The organism is Dorea sp. OM07-5 (assembly GCF_003481355.1).
Classification (GTDB): Bacteria; Bacillota; Clostridia; order Lachnospirales; family Lachnospiraceae; genus Dorea_D; species Dorea_D hominis.
The window spans coordinates 32,601-56,893 of sequence record NZ_QUKZ01000018.1; the positions used below are offsets into that span (position 1 = coordinate 32,601).

General features: G+C 41.8%; 19 protein-coding genes and 1 pseudogene. 19 read left to right on the forward strand and 1 reads right to left on the reverse strand.

Annotation, left to right across the window (positions count from 1 at the left end; genetic code table 11):
- From DXC04_RS15750 to DXC04_RS13545, 6 genes and pseudogenes are all read left to right on the forward strand, one after another.
- Positions 1–291: pseudogene (locus DXC04_RS15750) on the forward strand (hypothetical protein); the annotation flags it as partial.
- Between the two features lie 474 nt (positions 292–765).
- Positions 766–921: a hypothetical protein gene (locus DXC04_RS15620; protein WP_158549881.1), complete on the forward strand. Its 156-nt coding sequence runs from the start codon at positions 766–768 to the stop codon at positions 919–921.
- Positions 922–1,076: 155 nt separating this feature from the next.
- Positions 1,077–2,408: a TrkH family potassium uptake protein gene (locus DXC04_RS13530; protein ID WP_021860048.1), complete on the forward strand. Its 1,332-nt coding sequence runs from the start codon at positions 1,077–1,079 to the stop codon at positions 2,406–2,408.
- 16 nt (positions 2,409–2,424) lie between these two features.
- Complete coding sequence (locus tag DXC04_RS13535; protein ID WP_117537080.1) at positions 2,425–3,072, forward strand: potassium channel family protein; 648 nt, start codon at positions 2,425–2,427, stop codon at positions 3,070–3,072.
- A gap of 143 nt (positions 3,073–3,215) precedes the next feature.
- Positions 3,216–4,667, forward strand: a complete 1,452-nt coding sequence (locus DXC04_RS13540) for a Na+/H+ antiporter NhaC family protein (RefSeq protein WP_118661219.1) — start codon at positions 3,216–3,218, stop codon at positions 4,665–4,667.
- Between the two features lie 38 nt (positions 4,668–4,705).
- Positions 4,706–5,998 carry an L-cysteine desulfidase family protein gene (locus DXC04_RS13545; RefSeq protein ID WP_118661220.1) on the forward strand — a complete coding sequence of 431 codons (1,293 nt, stop codon included), beginning with the start codon at positions 4,706–4,708 and terminating at the stop codon, positions 5,996–5,998.
- Positions 5,999–6,130: 132 nt separating this feature from the next.
- Here DXC04_RS13545 and DXC04_RS13550 read toward each other — a convergent pair whose 3' ends face one another.
- On the reverse strand, positions 6,131–6,745 hold the full coding sequence (locus DXC04_RS13550) for a TetR/AcrR family transcriptional regulator (protein WP_021860052.1): 615 nt from the start codon (positions 6,743–6,745) through the stop codon (positions 6,131–6,133).
- A 214-nt stretch (positions 6,746–6,959) separates the two neighbouring features.
- Here DXC04_RS13550 and DXC04_RS13555 point away from each other — a divergent pair, with 214 nt between their 5' ends.
- The 13 genes from DXC04_RS13555 to DXC04_RS13615 all read left to right on the forward strand — a co-directional run bounded on the left by DXC04_RS13555 (position 6,960) and on the right by DXC04_RS13615 (position 24,185).
- Positions 6,960–9,068, forward strand: a complete 2,109-nt coding sequence (locus tag DXC04_RS13555; RefSeq protein ID WP_118661221.1) for an efflux RND transporter permease subunit — start codon at positions 6,960–6,962, stop codon at positions 9,066–9,068.
- 21 nt (positions 9,069–9,089) lie between these two features.
- The gene (locus DXC04_RS13560; protein ID WP_118661222.1) at positions 9,090–11,582 is read left to right on the forward strand and encodes a hypothetical protein; all 2,493 of its coding nucleotides are present in this window, start codon (positions 9,090–9,092) and stop codon (positions 11,580–11,582) included.
- A gap of 325 nt (positions 11,583–11,907) precedes the next feature.
- Positions 11,908–12,462, forward strand: coding sequence for an RNA polymerase sigma factor (locus DXC04_RS13565; protein WP_117537075.1), 555 nt, complete (start codon positions 11,908–11,910; stop codon positions 12,460–12,462).
- Positions 12,449–12,826 carry a hypothetical protein gene (locus tag DXC04_RS13570; RefSeq protein WP_021860056.1) on the forward strand — a complete coding sequence of 126 codons (378 nt, stop codon included), beginning with the start codon at positions 12,449–12,451 and terminating at the stop codon, positions 12,824–12,826. The genes DXC04_RS13565 and DXC04_RS13570 overlap by 14 nt, the downstream gene beginning before the upstream one ends.
- Positions 12,827–12,843: 17 nt before the next feature.
- Positions 12,844–13,467 carry a hypothetical protein gene (locus DXC04_RS13575; RefSeq protein ID WP_021860057.1) on the forward strand — a complete coding sequence of 208 codons (624 nt, stop codon included), beginning with the start codon at positions 12,844–12,846 and terminating at the stop codon, positions 13,465–13,467.
- The gene (locus DXC04_RS13580) at positions 13,454–14,104 is read left to right on the forward strand and encodes a PrsW family glutamic-type intramembrane protease (protein WP_021860058.1); all 651 of its coding nucleotides are present in this window, start codon (positions 13,454–13,456) and stop codon (positions 14,102–14,104) included. Before DXC04_RS13575 ends, DXC04_RS13580 begins: the two co-directional genes overlap by 14 nt.
- Before the next feature lie 90 nt (positions 14,105–14,194).
- Positions 14,195–14,509 carry a hypothetical protein gene (locus tag DXC04_RS13585; RefSeq protein ID WP_021860059.1) on the forward strand — a complete coding sequence of 105 codons (315 nt, stop codon included), beginning with the start codon at positions 14,195–14,197 and terminating at the stop codon, positions 14,507–14,509.
- 31 nt (positions 14,510–14,540) lie between these two features.
- Positions 14,541–17,630, forward strand: coding sequence for a leucine-rich repeat domain-containing protein (locus DXC04_RS13590; protein WP_118661223.1), 3,090 nt, complete (start codon positions 14,541–14,543; stop codon positions 17,628–17,630).
- A gap of 270 nt (positions 17,631–17,900) precedes the next feature.
- Positions 17,901–18,827 carry a GTP-binding protein gene (locus DXC04_RS13595; RefSeq protein ID WP_118661224.1) on the forward strand — a complete coding sequence of 309 codons (927 nt, stop codon included), beginning with the start codon at positions 17,901–17,903 and terminating at the stop codon, positions 18,825–18,827.
- Between the two features lie 105 nt (positions 18,828–18,932).
- Positions 18,933–19,472, forward strand: coding sequence for a rubrerythrin (rbr, locus tag DXC04_RS13600; RefSeq protein WP_021860063.1), 540 nt, complete (start codon positions 18,933–18,935; stop codon positions 19,470–19,472).
- Positions 19,473–19,534: 62 nt separating this feature from the next.
- The gene (locus DXC04_RS13605) at positions 19,535–20,524 is read left to right on the forward strand and encodes a LacI family DNA-binding transcriptional regulator (RefSeq protein WP_117537069.1); all 990 of its coding nucleotides are present in this window, start codon (positions 19,535–19,537) and stop codon (positions 20,522–20,524) included.
- A 191-nt stretch (positions 20,525–20,715) separates the two neighbouring features.
- Positions 20,716–22,695: a PTS beta-glucoside transporter subunit IIBCA gene (locus DXC04_RS13610; protein WP_118519992.1), complete on the forward strand. Its 1,980-nt coding sequence runs from the start codon at positions 20,716–20,718 to the stop codon at positions 22,693–22,695.
- Between the two features lie 71 nt (positions 22,696–22,766).
- On the forward strand, positions 22,767–24,185 hold the full coding sequence (locus tag DXC04_RS13615; RefSeq protein WP_118661225.1) for a glycoside hydrolase family 32 protein: 1,419 nt from the start codon (positions 22,767–22,769) through the stop codon (positions 24,183–24,185).
- The last annotated feature ends 108 nt before the right edge of the window (positions 24,186–24,293 follow it).

Here is a 24,293-nt window from a genome sequence, read left to right on the forward strand (position 1 = left end):
CCGGAAAAGCCGGGCGAGACGACAAAGCCGGAAAAGCCGGGCGAGGCGACAGAGCCGGAAAAACCGGGCGAGACGACAGAGCCGGAGAAGCCATCAAGTGGTGGAACAGATACGAATACAGGTAAGGATAAACAAAACAAGACGAAAACAACTGTAAAAACACAAGTGAAAAGCAAAAAGAATGCTTCGGTTAAAACAGGCGACAGTTCCAAGCCGATTTTATGGGCGGTTCTTATGGTCGTAGCAATTGCCGGAATAACAAGAAGCTTAATGCTGAGAAAAAAGAACTAATGGTCTTTACAAGTTAATCACTTTTTTTGTTCACGGATAACAATAACATCATTTAAATTTAATATCATATTTGGTTGAGGAAGCACAGAAAGGTCATCCCGAAGTATAAGGAAAATGGTGATCTGATGTGCTTCTTCGATAGTTTAATACAGCGGCTGATATCGTCAAGGTCCGCAAGTCGACGAAGTCACACGTTTCGATCTCACTGAAGGATTTAGAGACGAAGAGACTGGTCGACAGGATTCAAAGTCCGAATAATAAGAAGCGTATAGAGATTGTTTTATTAGATGATGCAATTCCGATCATAGAAGCAGGGAAAAACGCACAGAAGCAATTTGCGAAAAATGTTTTAAGTGGATTAACAGAAGAAGAGATGCAGATGTGCATCCAGGTATTTCAAAAGATTTGTAACAATGCGGATGAATGTTTGAAGAGAAATGCGGAGTGAGATGATGAAAAAAATATTTATGTTATTTGACAAGAATGGTAGCTGCCATCATCCTTTCTTTCGGATGCTACATCCCGGTTACATTGTTCAGCAAGAAAAAACCAATGGTGGGTCTGCTGATGATCCCAAAGACATGTGCTTACATGTGGATGATCGCAATGGGACTTCAGTTGTTATTTTAGATAATAGGAAAAATTGAAAAGCTGTCGCTTTTACGATGGATCAATCGCAAAGTGGCAGTTTTTTTACTATCTTGATTTCAAACAGGTGTAGTATTATACTACAGCTATACGTAGATATTGTTTGACTCATTAATAGAAGAAATTAGGGATTTGACATGATGAAAAACATAGGAAGACATTTTACACCGTTTCAATTGATCACGATGGGTTTTGCCGCAGTTATCTTATTTGGCGCGTTTTTGCTGACGTTGCCAATCTCCTCGGTGGAGGGAGTATTTACGCCATTTCACAAGGCTTTATTTACTTCTACTTCGGCGGTGTGCGTGACCGGGCTGGCAGTGCTGGACACGGGGAGCTACTGGTCTTTCTTTGGACAGCTTGTTATTTTAATACTGATCCAGATCGGTGGGCTTGGCGTGGTGACAGTTACGGTTTCGATCACATTGTTGTCCGGGAAAAAGATTTCTCTTATGCAGCGCACGACAATGCAGGATGCCATTGCAGCGCCAAGGATCGGAGGAATTGTCCGACTGACGAAGTTTATATTAAAAGGAACATTTCTGGTAGAGCTTATCGGAGCGGTATTACTGCTGCCGGTTTTCGGAAAAGATTTTGGCGTGAAGGGAATCTGGATGTCAATCTTTCATTCTATTTCTGCATTTTGCAATGCGGGATTTGACATTCTCGGAACGACGAAAAATACGTTTCCGTCCCTCCTGCAGTATGCGGGAAATGCTCTTGTAAATGTAGTGATTATGCTGCTTATCATTATCGGCGGCATTGGTTTTCTTACATGGGAAGATGTGTGCACGAACACATATCATTTCCGGCGCTATCGACTGCAAAGTAAGATCGTTCTCGTGACGACGGCGGTGCTTATTTTATTGCCGAGCCTTTTCTTTTTCTTTTGGAATTTTAAAAATCTTGCAATGGAGGAACGGCTGCTTGCATCGTTTTTCCAGGCGGTGACACCGAGAACTGCCGGGTTTAACACCGTAGATATTGGAAAGATGGCGGAACCGGCACAGACACTTATTATCATTCTTATGCTGATCGGTGGATCGCCGAGTTCTACAGCCGGAGGTATGAAGACAACGACAATTGCAGTGCTGCTCTTAAATGCATTTGCAACATTTCGAAGTAAAGATACGGTAAGTGCATTTCACAGGCGAATTGATAATCATGTAATACGCGATGCAGCTACACTTTTGATGCTGTATGTGATGCTTTTCTTTGGCGGCGGAATCGCGATCAGCATGTATGAAGGTCTGCCATTGGCCGAATGCCTTTATGAGACGGCTTCGGCGGTTGGAACAGTGGGACTTACACTTGGAATCACGCCACACCTTCATATGGCGTCCCAGTTGATCCTTATCGTGTTAATGTATCTTGGAAGAGTCGGAGGACTTACATTGATCTATGCTGTATTTTCATCCAGAAATAAGAGTACAGCAAAGTTCCCGGTAGAACAGATTACAGTTGGATAGTTTGGAGGAAATAGACATGAAAAATATTTTACTTATTGGACTTGGAAGATTTGGCAGACATCTCGCCGTAGAGTTAAATGAGCTTGGCCATGAGGTTATGGCAGTTGATGATGAGGAAGACAGAGTAAATGAAATTCTGCCATATGTTACGAACGCGCAGATTGGAGACAGCACAAATGCAGACTTCTTAAAATCACTTGGGATTGGAAATTTTGATATTTGTTTTGTAACAATTTCGGCAAATTTTGAAAATTCATTGGAGACGACTTCTCTATTAAAAGAGCTTGGAGCAAAGATTGTTATCTCCCGGGCAGAACGAGATATTCAGAAGAAATTTCTCTTAAGAAACGGAGCAGATCAGGTCGTATACCCGGAACGCCAGGTAGCCAAGTGGGCATCTATCCGGTACACGGCAGACCACATTTTGGATTATATGGAAATTGACGCATCCCACGCAATTTTCGAGGCGGAAGTGCCGGAGGAGTGGCTTGGAAAGACAATCGGAGAGCTGGATGTCCGAAGAAAATATAATATCAATATCATTGCAGTGAAAGATAAAGGCGGGGTGAACATCGCCCTTTCCACAGATACGCTTTTGAAGCAGGATGCGACAATTTTAGTAATCGGAGAACATAAAGCGATTAAGAGATGGTTCAACATATAAAATCTGAACGAGCGGACCTTCTTATATAGAAAATACCTTTTACAGTTTATCAATTTTGTGTATTAGACAGGATAAACTTAGAGGAGTAGTATGTTTTCTAACAGCTGATATAGCTGTACACAAAATATAAGGAGGACAGCAAAATGGGAGAAAGAAGATTAACGTTCCGTGGGGGACGTGCAATGGCGTTGGTTCCATTTGCGATATTTATTATTATTACGATAGGATTATCTTTCGCAAATTTTCAGGATATTAATGCCATGGTTGCAGCAGGTGTGATCGCACTTTTGATTGGAATGCTTTTCAGCAAAGATCTGGATCGTTATTGGGATGTTATATTAAAAGGACTTGGTTCGAAAGTAGCGATGACCGCAGTGATGTTATGGTTAGTTGTGGGAATGTATGGAGCCATATTGAAAAGTGGACATATTGTAGAAGGACTTGTATGGGTTTCCGTAAAACTTGGAGTGTCCGGAGCCGTATTTACAGTATGTGCATTTGTTTTCTCGGCATTGTTTGCAGTGGCAACAGGATCTGGGTTTGGAACGATTTCAACGATGTGCTTTATTTTATATCCGGCGGGTATTTTATTAGGATGCAACCCGGCGGTTCTGGCAGGTGCGATCTTATCTGGAGCAGCATTTGGTGATAACTTCGCACCGGTATCGGATACAACGATCATTGCAGCAACCTCTCAGGAGTATAAATATACAAATGGAGCGGCAAGCATTGGTGGCACCGTAAAATGCAGATATAAATATGTTTTTATCGCTGCGATCATTGCAGCAGTATTGTTTTTTGTATTTGGCGGTTCCGGAAATACACTGGATCCGACAGAAGCGGAAAATCTGTTGAAGCAGTATCAGATGCCACAAGGATTGTTACTTCTGATACCTACACTGGTAGTTATTATTCTGGCTGTAAAAGGAGTAAATATCTTTGCCAGTCTTGGAACAGGAAGCATTCTGGCGATTGTGATCGGATTGGGCGCAAAGCTTTTCAAACCGAGCGATCTGATCTGCATCAAAGATGGCGCAATCAGCGGAACGATCACAAGTGGAGTGTCAGGTATGTTTAATGTATCGATCCTGCTAATGATCGTTGTATCTATGGGAGAGCTACTTATAGCATCCGGATGCATGGAGGCAGTTGTAGATTGGCTGAACAATTCAGTCATCAAAACAGAAAGAGGCGCGGAAATTTCGATGTTCTGCCTGTCTACTGTGTTTGGTATTCTGATTGCTGCAATCAACACAATTGCAAATATATGTGTAGCTCCATTTATCAATGCGATCGGTAAGAAAAATGACATTCATCCATATAGAAGAGCAAATATACTTGCGACAACCATTTGCTCATTTCCATTTTTCCTTCCATTCGGCGGATGTGTATTACTTTTGCTTGGTGGAATCTCTTCGCAGACAGATGCATATGCATTTCTTCCGAAGCTTGGCGCAGGAGACATGATTGCTACGACGTTTTACAGCTGGGCAATCTGGGCAGTGATGCTTGTAAGCTGCATTACCGGAAAGGGAAGAGCATTCGAAGGAAGAAATGGAGAGTATATCGAAGCAAAAAAGAATCCGAATAAATAAGAGAGCAGTTTTCAAATGCAAAGGGGGTAAATTTTAAAATGAATGAACTGACAAAATTAATCAAAGCGGACATGCTTCCGGCACTTGGTGTGACGGAGCCGGGAGCGATTGCATTCAGTGTAGCGAAGGCACGTTCCTACACAAAAGGAGAATTAAAACATGTAAATGTTGCAATGAACAGTGGAATGTATAAGAATGCATTTACGTGTGGAATTCCGAATTCCAATGAAGTGGGCAATGTGTTTGCTGCAGCACTTGGCTATGTGGCTGGAAATGCAGAAAAAGGATTGGAATCGCTGGCGGATGTAAAACCAGAAGACAATGTTACCGCACAAAAGCTCATTGACGAAGGTAAGATCACCGTCGAGTTAAGCGGTATTACAAGTCGTATCTTTATCCAGGCAACAGTGGAGACGGAAAGCGATAAGGCAATAGTTACGATCCGTGATTCTCACACGAATATTACGAAGATTGAAGTAAATGGTGAGGTGCTGGAGGAGAGTGAGGCAGAGCATGCCGCAGATACGACAGAGGCGGACGCAAAGGAAGAGGTACATTCTATTCACAGCTATACATTGAAGGAAATCTTAGAATATGTAGAAACTGTTCCGGTGGAAGAGATTGAATTTGTAAAAGAAGCTTACAAAGTAAACCTGGAATTATTCCACGAAGGACTTGAAAATCCACGCACTACATTTGCAAGAACGCTTCTTGCAATGAACGGTGGTAAAGAGATTTCCGACGATGAGAAGAATACAGCGTCTCTTCTTTGCAATGCAGCCATCGAGGCACGCGTGATCGGACTCGACAAACCGGCAATGAGTATTACCGGTTCCGGCGCACATGGAATTATCGCTACAATGCCACTCTATGGTGTGTACAAGATTAACCACTTGAGTGAAGAAATTTTGTATCGTGCGACAATGTTGAGTTATCTTGTCTGCACTTATATTAAAGAGTACTCCGGAAGATTGTCTGCGTTTTGCGGATGCGCGATTGCGGCAGGATCTGGTATGGCTTGCGGAGTCTGCTACATGAAGGGTGGCAGATTAAAGGAACTGGAATATACCCTCAACAATATGGCATCTTCCATTACCGGCATGATCTGCGATGGCGGAAACCAGGGCTGTACGATGAAAGGTGTGGCTGCCTGTGATACAGCATTTCGATCAGTAGAATTTGCACTTGAAGGCGTTCATATCGACAAGGCTCATGGTATCAACGGGGCGACTCCGGAAGAGACGATGCGCAACATGGGACTTATTGCATCGCCGGGAATGGTAGCGACAGAGAAGACGATCGTAGAAATCTTTGAAGATAAGTTGAGATAGTCGGAGACAGGATTGCGGAAACCAAACCATCAGACATATCACTGGCCAACTTCGGCACTTGCAAAGAAGCTACCAAAGAAAAATCGCTTAGGCCTGAGAAAAAAGGCCTAAGCGATTTTTACATTTGGTGTGTTATTCGGCATCTTCTTTTACAGTAAATACTTCGATGATCTTCTTTAATGTCTCGTGAAGATATGGCATATATTCTTCCATCGATACCGGTGTCTGTTTTAAGATGCAGCTGTAACTTGTGGAGCCGATCAGCTCAATGATCGTATAGAGCATAAGGCTTGGTGACGTACAGTTGACATGATAACGTTCCAGTGATTCTAAGTAATGATCAAAAAATGCCTGTGGCAGTACGCTGGCACCGTTCGATACTTCTGCCTGGAAAATTCCCCAGGATAGATTCTTCGCAACGAACTGGATCAACGGTTCATCGGTCATAAATCTTCCTATAATGTAATCTGTCATAAATAATACTTCGTCTTCAAATGTTGGCACATTTGCTTTATCCAACTCTAAGTGCGCATCGTTGAAAAGCTGCGTAGCCTTGTATGCGATCAGTTTATCGCGCAGGTCAAACTTGTCTTTGAAGTACAGATAAAAAGTACCTTTGGCAAGCCCGGCGCGATCTACAATGTCAGCGACAGTTGTCTTGGAAAATCCTTTTTCTGTAAATAACTGAAAAGCTGCCCGCAACAGGGTATGTTTTTTTTGCTTTTTATTATCGTCTACTTTTCCCATAATCATTCCTTCTTATCCTAATTACATATATTAATAGGGATTGTTTGTCCTTTTATGTAAGCTTTACATTTATATGGTAGGTTATTTTTACTTGCTTGTCAAGAAAAATGACTTTTTTTCATTTTTTCTATAAAAAAGATTGACTGAAAGTCATTTTAGTGTATACTATACTACGAAAGAGATTTATGAAGAGTATTAAGGAGATGATACGACAATGGTTAAGGTAGGAAAGTGGATTGCAAAGCACCGAGTAATTGTGCTGATTCTCGCATTGCTGCTGACAATCCCGTCAGCAATTGGAGTAGTGAAGACGAGAGTTAATTATGATCTGCTGAGTTATCTTCCGGAACATCTGGAGACGGTAAAAGGCCAGGATATTCTCGTAGATGAATATGGCATGGGAGCGTTCTCCATGGTAGTTGTGAAGGACATGGAATTGAAAGACGTCCAGCAAATGAAAGAAAAATTCAGTAAGGTCAAACACGTAAAGGACGTGTTATGGTATGATGATGTTGCAGATATTAGCCTTCCGGTAGAGATGATCCCGAAGGATTTAAGAGAGTCATTTTTCAAAGGCGATGCAACAATGATGTTAGTATTATTCGATAATACAACATCCTCAGATGATGCGATGAATGCATTGACACAGCTTCGTCATGTGGCGAATAAGCAGTGCTTCATCAGCGGTATGACAGGAATTGTTACAGATATTAAGAACATAGCAATGCAGGAACTGCCAGTATATGTGGTCATTGCAGCAGTTCTGAGTCTGATTGTTCTGGAGCTGACATGTGGATCTTTTGTCGTTCCTGTTTTATTCTTGTTCAGTATCGGACTTGCGATTTTGTATAACCTGGGAAGCAATATTATCCTCGGAGAAACTTCCTATATTACGCAGGCATTGACAGCGGTACTGCAACTTGGAGTTACGATGGACTATTCTATCTTCCTGCTGAACAGTTACGAAGAAAATAAGAAGAGGTTCCCTGGTGAGAAAGAACGTGCCATGGGGCATGCCATTTCCAACACATTCAAGTCTGTAGCGGGAAGTTCTGTTACAACCGTAGCCGGATTTGTTGCACTTTGTGTTATGACATTTGCACTTGGACGTGACCTTGGAATCGTTATGGCAAAGGGTGTTGTGATAGGAGTTATCTGTTGTGTAACTGTGCTTCCGTCACTCGTATTGTTCTTTGATAAGGCGATTGATAAGACACAGCACAAGCTGCTGCTGGCGCATATGGATAAGCCATCCGCATTTATTACCAAACATTACAAAGCATGGATTGTAATCTTCCTTGTATTATTGCTTCCGGCTATTTATGGTAACAATCATACAAAGATTTATTACAACATTGCTGATTCATTGCCGTCTACACTGGACAGTAACGTAGCGAATGCAGAACTTAAGAAAGACTTTAATATGAGCAACATGCATATCGTCATGATGGATAAGAACATGGATTTACTGGATAAGCAGAAGATGTTTGATGAGATCGATAAGGTCAAGGGGGTTAAATGGACAATCAACATGAACTCCTTGATCGGACCAAGCGTTCCGGATTCTATGATCCCGAAGGACATTAAGAAGATGCTTAAGAGTGATAATTACGAACTTGCATTCGTAGGTTCTGAATATGAATCAGCAACCGATCAGGTAAATGCACAGATCAAAAAGGTTGATAAGATCGTTAAGAAATATGATAAATCAGGAATGGTGATTGGTGAAGCACCGCTGATGAAAGACTTACAGGATGTTACAGATACAGACCTTGTAAGAGTAAATGCAATTTCCATTGCAGCCATTTTCATCATTATTATGGTGATTTTCAAATCCATTTCGTTGCCGATCATCCTGGTATCTGTTATTGAATTTGCAATTATGGTAAATATGGCGATTCCGTATTATCAGGGAATCAGCCTTCCGTTCGTTGCCAGCATCGTTATCGGAGCGATTCAGTTAGGAGCAACCGTTGATTACGCGATCCTGATGACAACCCGTTATCAGCGTGAACGACAGCACGGCAAGCAGAAGATGGAAGCAATCAGTATTGCGCACAAGACAAGTATGGAATCTATCATCAGTAGTGGACTGAGTTTCTTCGCAGCAACATTTGGTGTTGCATGTTACTCAAAGGTTGAGATGATCGGATCTATCTGTACACTGTTAGCACGAGGCGCTATCATCAGTATGGTAGTCGTACTTTTTGTACTGCCGGCAATGTTTATGATTTTTGACAAAGTAATCTGCAAGACATCCATTGGTTTCCTTGATGATAAGAAAATGGTAGGAAATGATGTGTATGCCGCAGAGGCGAAGTAAGGTAGAAAGGAAGTAAGAAGCATGAATAGAAATAGTAAATTGATCAAACGTGGACTCACAACTTCTCTTGCTGTAGGAATGTCGGTTATGGTAGGTGCGATGCCGGTATATGCTGCAAGCTCTGATAAAAAAGATAACGATGACAAATTATATAAAGAAGAAACTGTGTATGTAAATGCAGATGCATCCGGTAATACAGATGAAATTACTGTATCCAACTGGCTGAAAAATTCCGGTGATGTTTCCGGAAAACTTACAGACAAGAGTACACTGAATGACATTAAGAATGTCAAAGGTGATGAGAAATATACAGCAGACGGTGACAAAATTACATGGAATACAGACGGAAAAGACATTTATTATCAGGGAACAACCGACAAAGAACTTCCGGTATCCGTAAAACTCACTTATTACCTGGATGGAAAAGAGATTCAGCCGAACAAGTTAAAAGGTAAAAGCGGACATCTGAAAATTAAAGTAAACTATGAAAATAAATCCAAGAAGAATGTGGAAGTAAATGGCAAGACAGAAAACATGTATACAGCTTTCGTAATGATGACGGGTATGATTCTTCCAAATGACAACTTCACAAATGTTACGATCGATAACGGAAAAGTTATTTCTGATGGAAACAGAAGTATTGTTGTTGGATTTGGTATGCCGGGATTAAAAGAAAGCCTGAACCTGGATGATATCAAGGATGCAGATGATCTTACAATTCCGGAAAGCCTGGAAGTGGAAGCAGACGTAACCGATTTCGAGATGTCTTCTACATTTACAGTAGGCTTGAGCGACCTTACAAAGGACTTAGATCTTGATAACATTGCAGATATGGATTCCCTTCAGAATGCACTCGACAAGCTCGATGATGCGGCACTGGAGCTCGTAAGCGGGTCGAACACACTTTCCGATGGAACAAAGACACTTGCAGACGGAGTGGACAGCTACACAGAAGGTGCAGATACGTTAAATGATGCAATCCAGAAATATTTAAGCAAAGACGGAGAATTAAGCGGCAGTGTTACAGAGTATGTAAATGGTGTCAACAAAGTTGTAAAAGGTGTCAATGACTACGCGAAAGGAACAACAACTCTTGCAAATGGAGTTACATCTTATGTAGGTGGCGAGAAGAAGCTTGCCAAAGGAGCAAAACAACTTACAACATTGAGCGATGGCCTTACAAAGATCCAGGGAGCGATCGACAAAATGAAAGCTTCTACAGACGGTAAGGGAGAAGCAAAAGAAGACTTAACGGTTGCTTCCGCACAGCTTGCAGCCGGAACAGCGCAGTTAAAGAAAGCTCTTGGCAGTGCAGAAGTACAGGCATTACTTGGTCAGGTTGACGGAATGGTAAAAACCGGTAAGGAGATGATCGCAGAGACAGAAAGCCTGCAGACAGCAATGAATACAGGAATTGCTGCACCGGTACAGCAGATTGGTACAGATCTTGAAAGCTTACAGAAAGAATTAGGTACAATCAATACGCAGCTTGGTAATTTACAGAAAGCCTGCGAAGCAAAAGTTACAGAATTAAATAAATCCATTACAGATTACAATGATGCGGTAGATAAAGCACAGACAGCTTCCGAGAAGAGCAAGAAGCAGATCGACAGCTCTGTTGCAGCATTAGAGAAACAGAAAGAAAATGCAACAGCCGCAGAGAAGAAAGAGCTGAATGAGTCCATCGATGCATTAAAAGATGCGAAAGACGCAACAAAAGATATCGATGCATTAAAGAAACAGGATAAAGTAAATATTACAATGCCGACAGTTGATCCGACAAACATTCAGAACATTGCAGCTGATATTCAGAAACAGGGTAAAACATTCGAAAAAACAGCTACAGCACTTCAGGCACAGCTTCCGGAGATGCAGAAAAAACTGAACAAGATTTCAGCTAGTAAAGGTGCGCTTCCGCAGGATGATGTGAAAGACCTTACAACAAAGATCGATGCATTAAATGCAGGTATGCAGGGACTGGATGCCGGAATTAATACTCTGGCAGGAGGAATCAACGAGTTAGATGGTAAGACTTCTGTCGCTTTCCCGAAAGCACAGCAGGGAATTGCTGCTTTGAACAAAGGATTTTCACAGCTCAGTTCTTATAATGATGCCCTCACAGGCGGTGCATTGAAATTAAAGAAAAATAGCCCGACACTCGTAGCCGGAGTAAGCACACTGCAGAGCGGAACAAACAAGCTTGCAAACGGTCTTAATACACTTGGCTCACAGTTAAGTGAAGGATCTGCAAAACTTTCTTCTAACAGCGATGAGCTTCGTTCAGGAGCTGATAAGTTAAGTTCAGGCGCAGAAGAGCTTGCAAGTGGTGCAGATAAGTTCCAGAAAGAAGGAACAGGCAAGTTAAAGAGCACATTCGAGGATGAACTCGGTGATGTTCTGGATCGTTTCGATGCACTGACTTCTGACAAGTGTGCTTACAAGACATACAGCGGAAGAGACAAATCTATGGATGGAGCAGTAAAATTTGTCATCGAGACAGACGAGATCAAATAATCGCTACAGGAAATATATTTTATAGCAAAGACAATTCACTAATAATTGTATCATCTTATAAAGAGGCAGAGAGCTTTGACCACAGTTCTCTGTCTCATTTTAATTACCATAGCTTATCGCAGTATCCGAAAAGGGATTAGGTTTAAATGGTGGCATAATTATAACAAGCAAAAACTGAAAAAGAAAGGATATTATAGGATAATAATTAAATAATATATGTAAAATCAAAGATAAAAATAGGAATTAGCGGTCAGCACTATTTTGAAAAGATTGAAAAATAAAGTCGATTCGGATACAATAAAAGAAAAAGGAAGGGGGAACCCGTATGATCTCAGACGAGGAGGCATATTGGCAATATCTGGATGGCATAGAACAAGGTGCCGACATTCTGGTAGACAGATACGGGGATGCGCTTACTTATTACATCCATGGATATATCCATGATATACATGAATCAGAAGATTTGATGATTGAAGCATTTTCTAAGATTTTCGCAAAGGAGCGACCGATTAAGGGTAATGGAAGTTTTAGGGCTTATTTATATAAGACAGCAAGGAATCTGACAATCCGGCATAACCAGAAGCATAAACTGTGGTTTTTGCATCTGGATGATCTGACTTTTGATCTGCCGAGTGAGGAACTGGTAGATACAAAACTTCGACAGACGGAGAGAGAACGTCAGCTTTATGAAGCGATGGCAAAGTTAAAAACAGAGTATCGGGAAGCATTGTATCTTGTGAGTCTGGAAGGAATGAGTTACCGGGAAGCAGGAAAGATTCTCGGAAAGAGCGAACAGCAGATTACGAATCTGGTACATAGAGGAAAAAAAAGTCTGAAAATCATTCTGGAACAGGAGGGATTTGTATATGCGGACGAATAAAGAGCGTCAGCAGTTGATTCATAAAAGAACACAGGAGATTAAGATAGAAGAGCGTAAGAAAAGACAGTATATGATCAGTGGAATAAGTATTGCCGCATGTCTGATCGCTGTAGTCGGTCTGGGAATGTATCTTCCGAGTGTTATGAAGCAGAACGCTGCAGGTAAGATGAATTACAGTCCCGGAATGGCAAGCATGCTCGGACAGTATGATGCGCTTGGATATATATGTATGGGAATACTGGCATTTGCACTTGGTGTGTGTGTGACAGTATTGTTATATCGGATGAAACGTGCAGAGGAGCATCGTCAGGAGAAGAAACAATATGAAAAGAGTGCGGAACAGGCGAAAAAGGATGAAGAGTAGAAGCAGGGAGCATACAGATGAATTTTGAGTTGATTGACAATTTCATACAGGTCGGTGTAATGCTTGTGGCGGCAGTGGCAGATATTATTTTCTGGTTCCGGCAAAAAGACCGGATCTATATTATTCTGGCGCTGGAACATGGTTGTTTTATGATGGGGACTTTGTATTATGTGTTATACCTCTTCATTCGCGGTGACGTTCCGCAGATTTTTTATGTAGCAGAGATTTCATGGATTTCCAGCTATCTCTTTCTGCATACTTATCAGATTGTGCGCAGAGACGGGGAAAAATCCCGTTTTGCGCCTGTCCCTGCAGTCTGCGCGGCTGTGATTTTTATAGTCGCAATGAGAAGTGAGATATTCGGTCCGGCAATTCTGTCTACAGGAGCATTTGCAGTGACAGTCGGAGCAATCACGTATATAGCGGTATTTCATATGCAGTATGGAGACGACATCCGGTTGACAGATGTGTGGCCGCTGATCTGTGTGATCCTTCAGCTTGTTCTATACATAAGCTCGCATTTTTTCAATGATTATACAAAATTTAATCTGTATTTCCTGATTGATTTTGTACTGACTTTTTCAGTCGCCGGTCTGCTGCCGTGTACAGTTTCGGAGGTGAAGAAACATGATGTACATTGAAAATATTTTCATCTGTATTGCAGTACCGATGTTGTTGTCACTTCTGTTTATACCGGGTGAGGCGAGAAAATATACGTTTTTTGTTACAACCGGAATGGGAATGTGTATGCTGTCGGCATATGTGAACAGCTTTTTTATGAATTATTATGGAGCAGATGCAGTACAGGCGGCAATTGAGATTACGCCGGTCTGCGAAGAAGTGATGAAATTATTTCCGCTTCTGTTTTACATTCTGATTTTTGAACCGAAGAAAGAAGAAATACCAAGAACCGCGATTGCGCTTGCGGTTGGATTTGCAACATTTGAAAATATATGCTATCTGACAGAGAACGGAGCAGCAGATTTTGAGATCCTTGTAGTCCGTGGATTTGCTTCCGGTGCGTTGCATATCCTGTGTGGGATTCTTATGGGATTCGGGATTACTTATATTTTCCGGAGACGTACTCTTGCAATAACCGGAATGGTCGGACTTCTTGGAGCGTGCAGTGTATTTCATGCAATTTATAATCTTCTTGTTTCTGCAGAAGGGAACTGGAGAGCATTTGGATATCTGTTCCCGACAGTCATGATACTTGGGCTGTTTGCTGGATGGAAGAGCATAATAAAATTAAAAGAAGAAAAAAATTCTTTCACTTAGGAAAAATAAGTGAAAGGATTTTTTTTATTGTGTCTTTCGTATAGATAGAGAGTGAAAAAAGTATATAAAATCGAGAAAGGAGGTCGGAAAATGGATCAGAAGGAGATCAGAAAATGTAAGATCCGTCGCCGGAGTCTGTTTTTGCGCTGCCGGTATGACAGGCGGATTATTTCAGGATTAATAGCGATAGCTATTGTACTGGCTGTATGTATGGGGAGGATGTTTCGTATGACACACATATCTGGAGTTGCGACGGTAGCATCCGGCTACGGATCTGTTCTCCTGCGCAACGGAGCAGATATTTATGTACTGATCGGTCTCGCCGCTTTTGTGGCAGGTGTGGTTGTCACCGTTATCTGTATGCGGTTTCGAAAAAAGAAGGAAAACAATATTTACAGTGAATAAATAATCAATATAAATACAAGAGGTGCAGAGGATGAATTACAGAAAAAGAAAAATGTTGGCAGGGACCCTCGCAGTAGTACTGGCTATGTCGTCTGTACTCGGATTATCCGTTCCTTTGTCGGTGAAAGCGGCGTCTGACGCCAGTGTGACATATCGGTATAAAAACAATGCGGAAAGCGGCCCGGTAAAAGACCGGACAGGGATTCGTTCGGTGAATATAGATAACAAGATATATTATGATATCCATGATGGAGATCCGGAAAAGCGCTTGAATCTGGCAGATCAGAAGGCTTTATTTAAAGCGGTTCTGCAAAGTGGAAAAGATATGGATGGTGGCACAGATAGTGTGATCAGTCAGTGGTCGTCTCTTGCAGAGCAGATTTATGGAACGCATAGTAAAGTTGCGGCAAGAGTAAATGCAAACGGCGGATTTGAGAATAATTTTACTACAGAAAATACACGGAACAAAGCAGGATATGCAGATATTTCCGATGCGCTTGCACAGCCGGAAGAGCATGTGAATGGAACAAAAGGAAAGGATTATACAAAGTGGAGTGGGCTTTCCTGTACGACCAGTCTGAAAGAGGTACGACAACTTGCTGCAGATGAAATCGCAGATGCGATTCATCATAAGATCAAAGGAAGTGATGTGCTACAAGAGACCGAGAGTGCAGAAAATACACTAAAACAGTTAAATGATGATACCGGACGGGATGTAGTATTTTCGCTTGTTACGTGTGTGGACCGCGCAGGCAGAACATTTAAGTATAACTATAATACATTTGGAATTGCATTTTATGATTTTAAGTTAGCGGTGCTTGCCGGAGACGGACTGGAATATATTACAAAAGCACAGGAGTATGAGTCGCTGCAGCAAGCGGCAGAAAATAATGCCGGCGGGGTATCTATTCAAACAAGTAGTAAGAAAGATCCGGAACTCAGTTATTATAAAAATGAATCAACAAAGGCAAAAAATGTGGGAATGGAGTTAAAACAATCTCATTCGCTTACAACGTCCAACACTTTAGAGGCAGGAAAGAAGTATTCTTACAGTGAGATGATTAACCCGGATATCGGACTTTCAACGGGGATTCCGCTTTTGGGCGAGATAGAAAAAAAGTCGGGACTGGAAGTTACATGCGGAGAGGCATTGCCTACCGCTTATTCCGGGGAGAAGGAGTATAGTCTGTTAAAGGAAAATAAAGTTTCCACCAATATAACGCTTCCGGCACAGACAGCAGCCGGAGTAGAATCTTCAGGCGTTGCAACGAATGTAAAATTAGGTTATGACTGTCCCGTGGCAGTGACATTTAAAACAGCAATTTTCTCGTTATCGGGCGTGGTGTATGATGATAACGATAAAGTGCAGATGTTCCATACATCTGGATATCGACAGGGGCATTTCAGTACGATTTTTGGAACAGATTCAGAAAAAGGCGGCACGACAGCGATGGATAATCTGTATAATCGTGCAGTAAAATATGTAAACACACAAAATTACGAAGAGACTTATGGACAGACTGTTGGCTGGTCTGAGAAAAGAAATGATGAAAGACCGGCAGATAAAGTAAATAGCCTGGACTGGACAGGAATCTTAAACGGAACGATCAACGAGGATGAGGTCGGAACAGAGACGGCAGCAGTACGTGTGAACAGGATCCTTGTAAGTGACGACGGAGAAATCCAGAGTACATTTGAAGTAGAGGATCTGGAAGAAGAACGTCCGGTTTCTTATGAGACTGAGATGACAGCAAGCGGTATATATAAACTTAGAAATAAGACGTATTACTTATATGATAAAGTTGTGAAGGACAGCAACGGAGAAGAAGTTGAAAATGAATGGAGTTATGATGAAAATTCCGGAGTATACAGCAAATGGATACAGCCGATCGGAAAGGCAGACAAAGAAGCACTAGAGGCTGCAGGAATAGAGAATTATATGCTCCAATTGATTAACAGTGTGAATTTTTATTATACAGAAGATACCTCTATCTATGGAACACAGAGTACGGATGATAGTAAAAATATCGCGAAGAAGGCGAAAGAGAATGTCTCTTCCGGTACAATGACTCAGTCAGCAGGCAGTGAAAAAGTAACATTGAAAGATAAGGTAGCATGGCTGTCGTCCCATTGTCCGATGGCAGTAACCGGTGGTGTGCTCCGTTATGATGCAAATAGTACGCATTCGGATGTCAAAGGGCTCATCCCACTGTATCCTCTTAAAAAAGTGGTTGTTACAAATGGTGTGAAGACGTTGAACATGCGAAGTGGAGATCAATTTGCACTGGAAAAGATTACAGTAAAAGGAACAAATAAAAATGGCGTAGATTACTATGGATTTAATCAAGCCCATGGGCACTGGGCTCTTACAGACAGTAAAGGCAAAGAGCTGAAAAAAAGTAAAGTGGCATCTATAGAAAAAAATAAGGCGACAGAGAAAAAAGTATTGAAGGCGGGTAGTCTTAACAGTGATAAAAAAGAAACAGTTTACTTAAAATATATTATTGATGAAGACAAATATAAAAGTCTGAACAGTACTGTAACTGTGAAAAATTCAGAACTTGACGCCACAGCCATGATCAAAGTAAATGTAACAGGAAAGCGGAACATACGCAAAGGTGATGTTATTACGAAAGGGATATATCGTTATAGGGTGACAAATTCGAAAACAGACGGAACAGGAAAAGTGGAAGTTATCGGATTTGCCAAAAAATGCAGCAGTAAAAATGTGTCGATTCCAAAGAGCATTTCATGGAATTCGGTCAAATATAATGTAACAGCGATTGGAAAGCGTGCGTTTGAAGCAAATAAGAAAATCAAAACGATTGTACTTCCGGATTCTATCGAAAAAGTTGGATACAAAGCATTTTACAGGTGTTCGAATCTTAAGAAACTTACAGTTGGAAAGAATGTAACAAAAATGTTTGCACATGCGTTTTGTCAGAATAAGAAGTTGAAAAAGATTGTATTTAAAGGAACAAAACGGATGAGGTTGGAGAAGCCACATGTATTTATTAATGTGAAGAATGCAAAAGTATATGTGCCAAGGAGCAGATATACAACGTACAAAAAGCTGTTATGCGCTTACGGACTTAAGAAATGCAAGTTCGTAAAGCAATAACATAGAATGCCTTCTTGGCAGACTCTCTTTATATACCTTACGGGAAAATGGTGTCGGGATTTCCGGCACCATTTTTCTTTGCTGATCATATGCGGATATAGCGGTGAGAGAGATTTTATGTTAGAATCAAGAAAATACAAATGATTGCCGAGCATATGCGTTCGTGTAAATCATTGAGAATTTTATATATGTCATATTAAGCAAACAGAGAATTTGTAAAGAATGAAATCTGAGATAATTATAGGAAAATAATAACAGGAGAGACATGGAATGGTAAAAATAGATCTGATTACCGGATTTTTAGGCTCCGGGAAGACAACATTTATAAAAAAATATGCAGAGTATCTGATCGGACAGGGGATGAATATCGGGATTCTGGAAAATGATTATGGAGCTGTCAACGTTGATATGATGCTGCTTCAGGATCTGATGGGAGAAAAATGTGAACTGGAGATGGTTTCCGGTGGCTGCGATAAAGAGACGCACCGCAGACGGTTCCGCACAAAGTTAATTTCCATGGGAATGTGTGGATATGACCGGGTGATCGTGGAACCGTCGGGCATCTATGATGTAGATGAATTCTTTGATGTTTTGCGGGACGATCCCCTGGACCGTTGGTATGAGATCGGAAGTGTTATTGCAGTGGCAGATGCGACTCTGGAGGAACATTTATCAGCAGAAGCAGATTATCTGCTTGCGTCGGAGGTTTCCAGTGCCGGCTGTGTCATTTTAAGCAAGACAGATCTGGCGAATGAAGAAGATAGGAGAAATACGATCGCACATCTGAACCATGCGCTTGCCGGTATTGGGTGTAAGAGAGTGCTGGAGGGAGACGAGATACTGGAAAAGACAGCGGACAGTATGACAGATGCGGACTTTGAGCGGATCATGGCAGTGGGATATAAACAGGCAAGTTACCGTAAGATGGATGCAACAGAAGAAGATTTCACGTCTTTGTATTTTCTGGAACTTCATAAAAATGTGCAGGAACTGGGTGAAGCTGCCAGACAGATTTTGGCAGATCCGGCATGCGGACATGTCTTCCGCATCAAAGGATTTGCAAAAGAAGACGGTTGGAAACAGATTAATGCAACGAGAGACCATATGCTGACAGCGGATGTCGCGGAAGGGCAGGAAGTGCTTATTGTGATCGGTGAGAATCTTCAGAAAGAAAAGATCGAAACATATTTGTTGTAAAGAAATTTTGTTTATATTTTGGAAAAAGATGTATAATATAGATAGTATCGGAAATGAGGGAACGGCATTCCCGGACAAATATTTTAAGAGACGGAGGGTTTTAAAATGGGAAACAAATATGCAGGAACACAGACAGAAAAGAACTTGATGGAAGCATTTTCAGGTGAGTCACAGGCGAGAAATAAATACACATATTTCGCATCGAAAGCAAAGAAAGAAGGCTTTGAGCAGATTTCTTCCCTGTTTTTAAAAACAGCAGATAACGAAAAAGAACATGCAAAAATGTGGTTCAAAGAATTAGAAGGAATCGGAAATACAGCAGAGAACCTGGCAGCGGCTGCAGAAGGAGAAAACTACGAGTGGACAGATATGTATGATGGATTTGCCAAGACTGCAGAAGCAGAAGGATTTCCGGAGCTGGCTGAGAAATTCCGCATGGTTGCAGCGATCGAGAAAGCACATGAAGAGCGCTACCGTGCACTGCTTCATAATGTGGAAGCACAGGAAGTATTTGCGAAGAGCGAAGTAAAAGTATGGGAGTGCCGCAACTGTGGACACATTGTAGTTGGCGAAAAGGCACCGGAAGTCTGTCCGGTATGTGCACATCCACAGGCATATTTTGAAGTACATGCAGAAAATTACTAAGATTCGATGAAACAGAAAGAATAATCAAGAGAAAATTACTGAGATAAAAGGAGGATATCCCGTTGACAATTAAAGAAATAGCAAAACTGGCAGGCGTATCAAGTGCGGCCGTATCCAGATATCTGAACGGAGGCTATGTCAGTGAAGAGAAAAAAGAACAGATACGCAGTGTGATAGAAAAGACGGGATATCAGCCTTCTGCGCAGGCGAGAATCCTGCGGACGAAAAAAGCAAGTCTTGTGGGGGTTGTCGTTCCGAAGATTAATTCGGAGTCGATCAGCCGTGCTACGGCAGGAATTGAGAAGATTTTATCAGAACGGAATTACCAGATGCTCCTCGCAGGAACAGACAATACGCCGTCAAAAGAAGTATCCTATATGCGTTTATTCGAGAATTATCCGGTGGATGGCATTATTCTTATAGGAACAGTGATCACAGCAGAACACCGGCGTTTTTTTAAAGAAGCAAGAGTTCCGGTTGTTGTAGTCGGACAGTATACGAAGTATGCTAACTGCATTTATCATGACGACTATGGTGCCGGAAAGGCAATGGGGCATGCAGTTGCGTTAAGAAGCCGGGAACGGATCGGATACATCGGAGTAACGAGAGAAGATAAGTCGGCCGGAGCTGCGAGAGAAGACGGATTCATGGCAGGCATGAAAGCGGCAGGCAGGGAACCTGAAAGTGTGTACCGGAGGACGGCAAAATTTACAACGGAATCCGGATATGAGGAGAGTGTGAAATTATTAAAAGAAAAACATGATATCGATATCATATCATGCGCGACAGATACGATTGCTGCAGGAGCGATCCAGGCAGTGAAAAGTGTCTGCCCGGATAAAGAGATCCTTGTGACAGGGTTTGGTGATAACCAGTTGCTGAAAGCGGTTACAGGAGGAATTCCAACGGTGCATTTCGGCTATATGACAAGTGGCATAAGAGGTGCGGAACTGTTGCTTGACCGGATTGAACAGGATGAAAATGTATCCGTGGAAATGAAACTGGGATTCCGACTGATCGGTCTGGATGAGCTGCCGGACGATAAGGAGTAGTTGTCAGGGGCAGGTTTTAAGGAAGGACTGGTTGCCAGAAACAGGCTTTATAGGTAGAAGTGTACAAAATTGAATCAAAAATATCAGTAAAAATGCCATCTTTACAAATGGCATTTTTTTTCTTATCATAAAACCATGAAATGTGAAAACGATTTCACATTATAGGAATGAATGAGGAAGGAGAGCAAGAGATGGATTACAATAAGACGGCAAAAGAAATCTTAGAACATGTTGGCGGAAGTAAGAATATTGCATCTGCCGCACATTGTGCAACAAGACTTCGGCTTGTAATTGCCGATAACAGTAAGACGAACAAGGAAGCACTGGAGAATGTAGAAGGAGTAAAGGGGGTGTTTGAGGCATCCGGACAGCTTCAGATTATTCTCGGCACGGGAACCGTGAACAAAGTTTTTGATGAATTTATCAAAATCGCCGGGATTACTGCAAGCACAAAAGAAGAAACAAAACAGGCAGCGACAGACAAGCAGAGCTGGTTTATGCGTGCGATTAAATTATTAGGTGATATTTTCGTACCGATCATTCCTGCGATCGTAGCGAGTGGTTTCCTTATGGGAATCATGAACTCACTTGATTTTATGAACAGCAATGGCTTTCTGCATATTGATACACACAGTTCTATTTATGTATTTGCTAATTTATTCAGTAATATCGCTTATACATTTCTGCAGATCCTGATTGCATTTTCGGCTGCGAAGGCATTTGGCGCCAATCAGTATCTTGGAGCGGTCATCGGTATGATCATGATCCATCCTTCTCTGCAGAATGCATATACAGTGGCGACAGAGGGAGTGCAGCAGACACAGAGTGTATTTGGTGGATTGTTCCATATTGATATGGTCGGTTATCAGGGACATGTCATTCCGGTTATTATCGCAGTCTGGATCCTGTCGGTACTGGAGAAGAAGCTGCACAAAGTAGTTCCGGAGGTACTGGACCTCTTTGTGACGCCGCTTGTCAGTGTATTTGTGACCGGTTATTTAACACTTTCTATTGTAGGCCCGGTTTTCGTATGGGCAGAAAATGCAGTCCTTGGACTCATCCAGTGGATGCTGACACTTCCTCTCGGACTTGGAAGTCTGCTCATGGGAAGTCTGTATGCACCGACAGTTGTTACCGGTATTCATCAGATGTATACCGCAATCGATATCGGACAGCTTGCAAAATATGGCGTAACTTACTGGCTTCCACTTGCAAGTGCAGCAAACGTTGCACAGGGTGCCGCAGCACTTGCAGTTGGTGTAAAATCCAAAGATAAGAAAATTAAATCTCTTGCACTTCCATCTTCACTTAGTGCGTTTATGGGAATTACAGAACCAGCGATTTTCGGTGTCAACTTAAGATTTTTCAAACCATTTATCGCAGGATGTATCGGTGGAGGATGTGGCGCTTTATATGCATCACTTGCACATCTTGGCGCGAAAGGAACAGGAGTGACCGGTATTTTCGGAATCCTGCTTTGCCTCAACCAGCCATTACAGTATCTGATAGAAATGATCATTTCTGTCGGTGTGGCATTTGTGATCTCATTTGTGATCTATACAGATAAGAAAGCGGAGACACAGACAACTGGTAATATAGAAGCAACAGCGATTGAAAATACAGACATAGCAGCGGACACAGCAAAAGCAGAAAACACGATGGCAACAGAAAATACAACAAACCCAGAAGCATCAGAAAATGCTGTGGATTCAGTTGCAGAAGAAGTATTATACAGTCCGGTAAAAGGAAGAGTAGTTCCACTTTCTGAAGTAGCAGACGAAACCTTTGCAGGAGAGTTACTCGGAACAACGATTGCAGTAGAACCGGAGGATGGGAAAGTGACAGCACCGTGTGACGGCGAGATCACCAATATTTTTGAAACCGGACATGCTGTGTGCTTAACAACAAAAACCGGTGGTGAACTTCTGATTCATATTGGAATCGACACAGTGAAGATGGACGGAACCGGTTTTGTGAAAAAGGTTGCAGACGGAGATCAGGTAAAGGCAGGAGACGTGCTGGTTGAAGTTGATCTGGATGCTGTGAAAGAAGCTGGCCATCCGGCAACGACAATGATGATCCTGGCGAATGCAGATGATTTCAGCGAAGTTGAAAAAGCAGAACCGGGAGAAGTTACTTCTACAGATGAAGTATGCAGACTGGTTAAATAATAATTGAATGATTCGCAATCAGAGATAAAAGCGATCAGATTCAGACATAGATAAGATGGAGATAAACGTAGATGAACGCATTAACAAGAGATCTTATAAAATTAACAGATATCGCAGAAACACAGGGAGCTGAAAAGGAAGAAAAGCTTTTATTCCGGGAACATTTCCACCTGATGCCGCCAGTGGGCTGGCTCAATGATCCGAACGGACTCTGCCAGTTTGAAGGTGTGTACCATGCATTTTTCCAGTATTCGCCATTTGACGCAGAAGGCGGCGTGAAGATGTGGGGACATTACATAAGTGACAATATGTTGGACTGGAAATATCAGGGAGTTGCATTGTATCCGGATCAGCCGTTCGACTGTCATGGAGTGTATTCTGGAAGTGCGCTTGTGGAAGACGGAAAAATGTATCTCTATTACACAGGTAATGTGAAACTGGAAGATGGTGAGTATGACTATATCCGAACCGGAAGAGAAGGAAATACAGTACTTGTATCAAGCGAGGACGGAATCCATTTCGGACATAAAAAGCAATTGATGAGAAATACAGATTATCCGGATGATCTGACCTGTCATGTGCGTGATCCAAAAGTCTGGAAAGAGCAGGACACTTACTATATGGTGCAGGGAGCGCGTACGAAAGAAGATGTAGGGCAGATACTCATTTTTACATCTAAAGATAAAGTAAACTGGAAGTTTAAGAGCAGAATTGAATCGAAGGAACCATTTGGATATATGTGGGAATGCCCGGATTATTTTACGATTGGAGATAAGAAAATCCTGTCTGCTTCTGTACAAGGCTTAGAAGGCGGTATTTGGGAAGAACGTAACGTATATCAGTCCGGATATTTTGAAGTAGAGGGAGATATTTTATCATCTTATAAACTTGGAGAATATAAACTCTGGGATTATGGATTTGATTATTACGCACCGCAGAGTTTTGAGACAGAAGATGGAAGACGGATTCACATCAGCTGGATGGGAATGCCGGACTGCGAAGCGTATACAAACCTGACAATCGCAGATGGATGGCAGCATTGTTTTACTCTGCCGAGAGAGATTTATGTGAAAGATGGAAAAATCTGTCAAAGACCGATCAGAGAGCTGGATTACAAAGAAGTGATTACAAAGACTGCAGAAAATAAACTGCAGGCAGATTCCTGCAAGGCATATGATCTGAAAATAGATAAAATCCAGAACAACCAGTTCTGTATTGCATTGGCTGAAGAATTGCTTCTGGAATATACAGATGGCAGATTCAGGATGCGTTTTACAGACAATAGAAAGACTTGCGTTTCTGCCGGAAGAGACTGCCGGTATGTAGAAACTGATGAAGTGACGAATATCCGTGTTATTGCGGATGTCTCTTCCGTAGAAGTATTTGTAAATGACGGAGAATATGTATTTTCAACGAGATATTACCCGGATAAGTACAGCATTAATGTACAGGCAGAAGGAGCAGACATCTGTCTTGCAGAAATAAAATAAGGACGCTGGGCGAAAGCTTTCAACGATGACAGAGTTGAAAAGGAGCCACTGATAACAGATGAAAAGTTTGGTATGCTCCCCGTCAAGAGGACAATAAAAAATAATAAA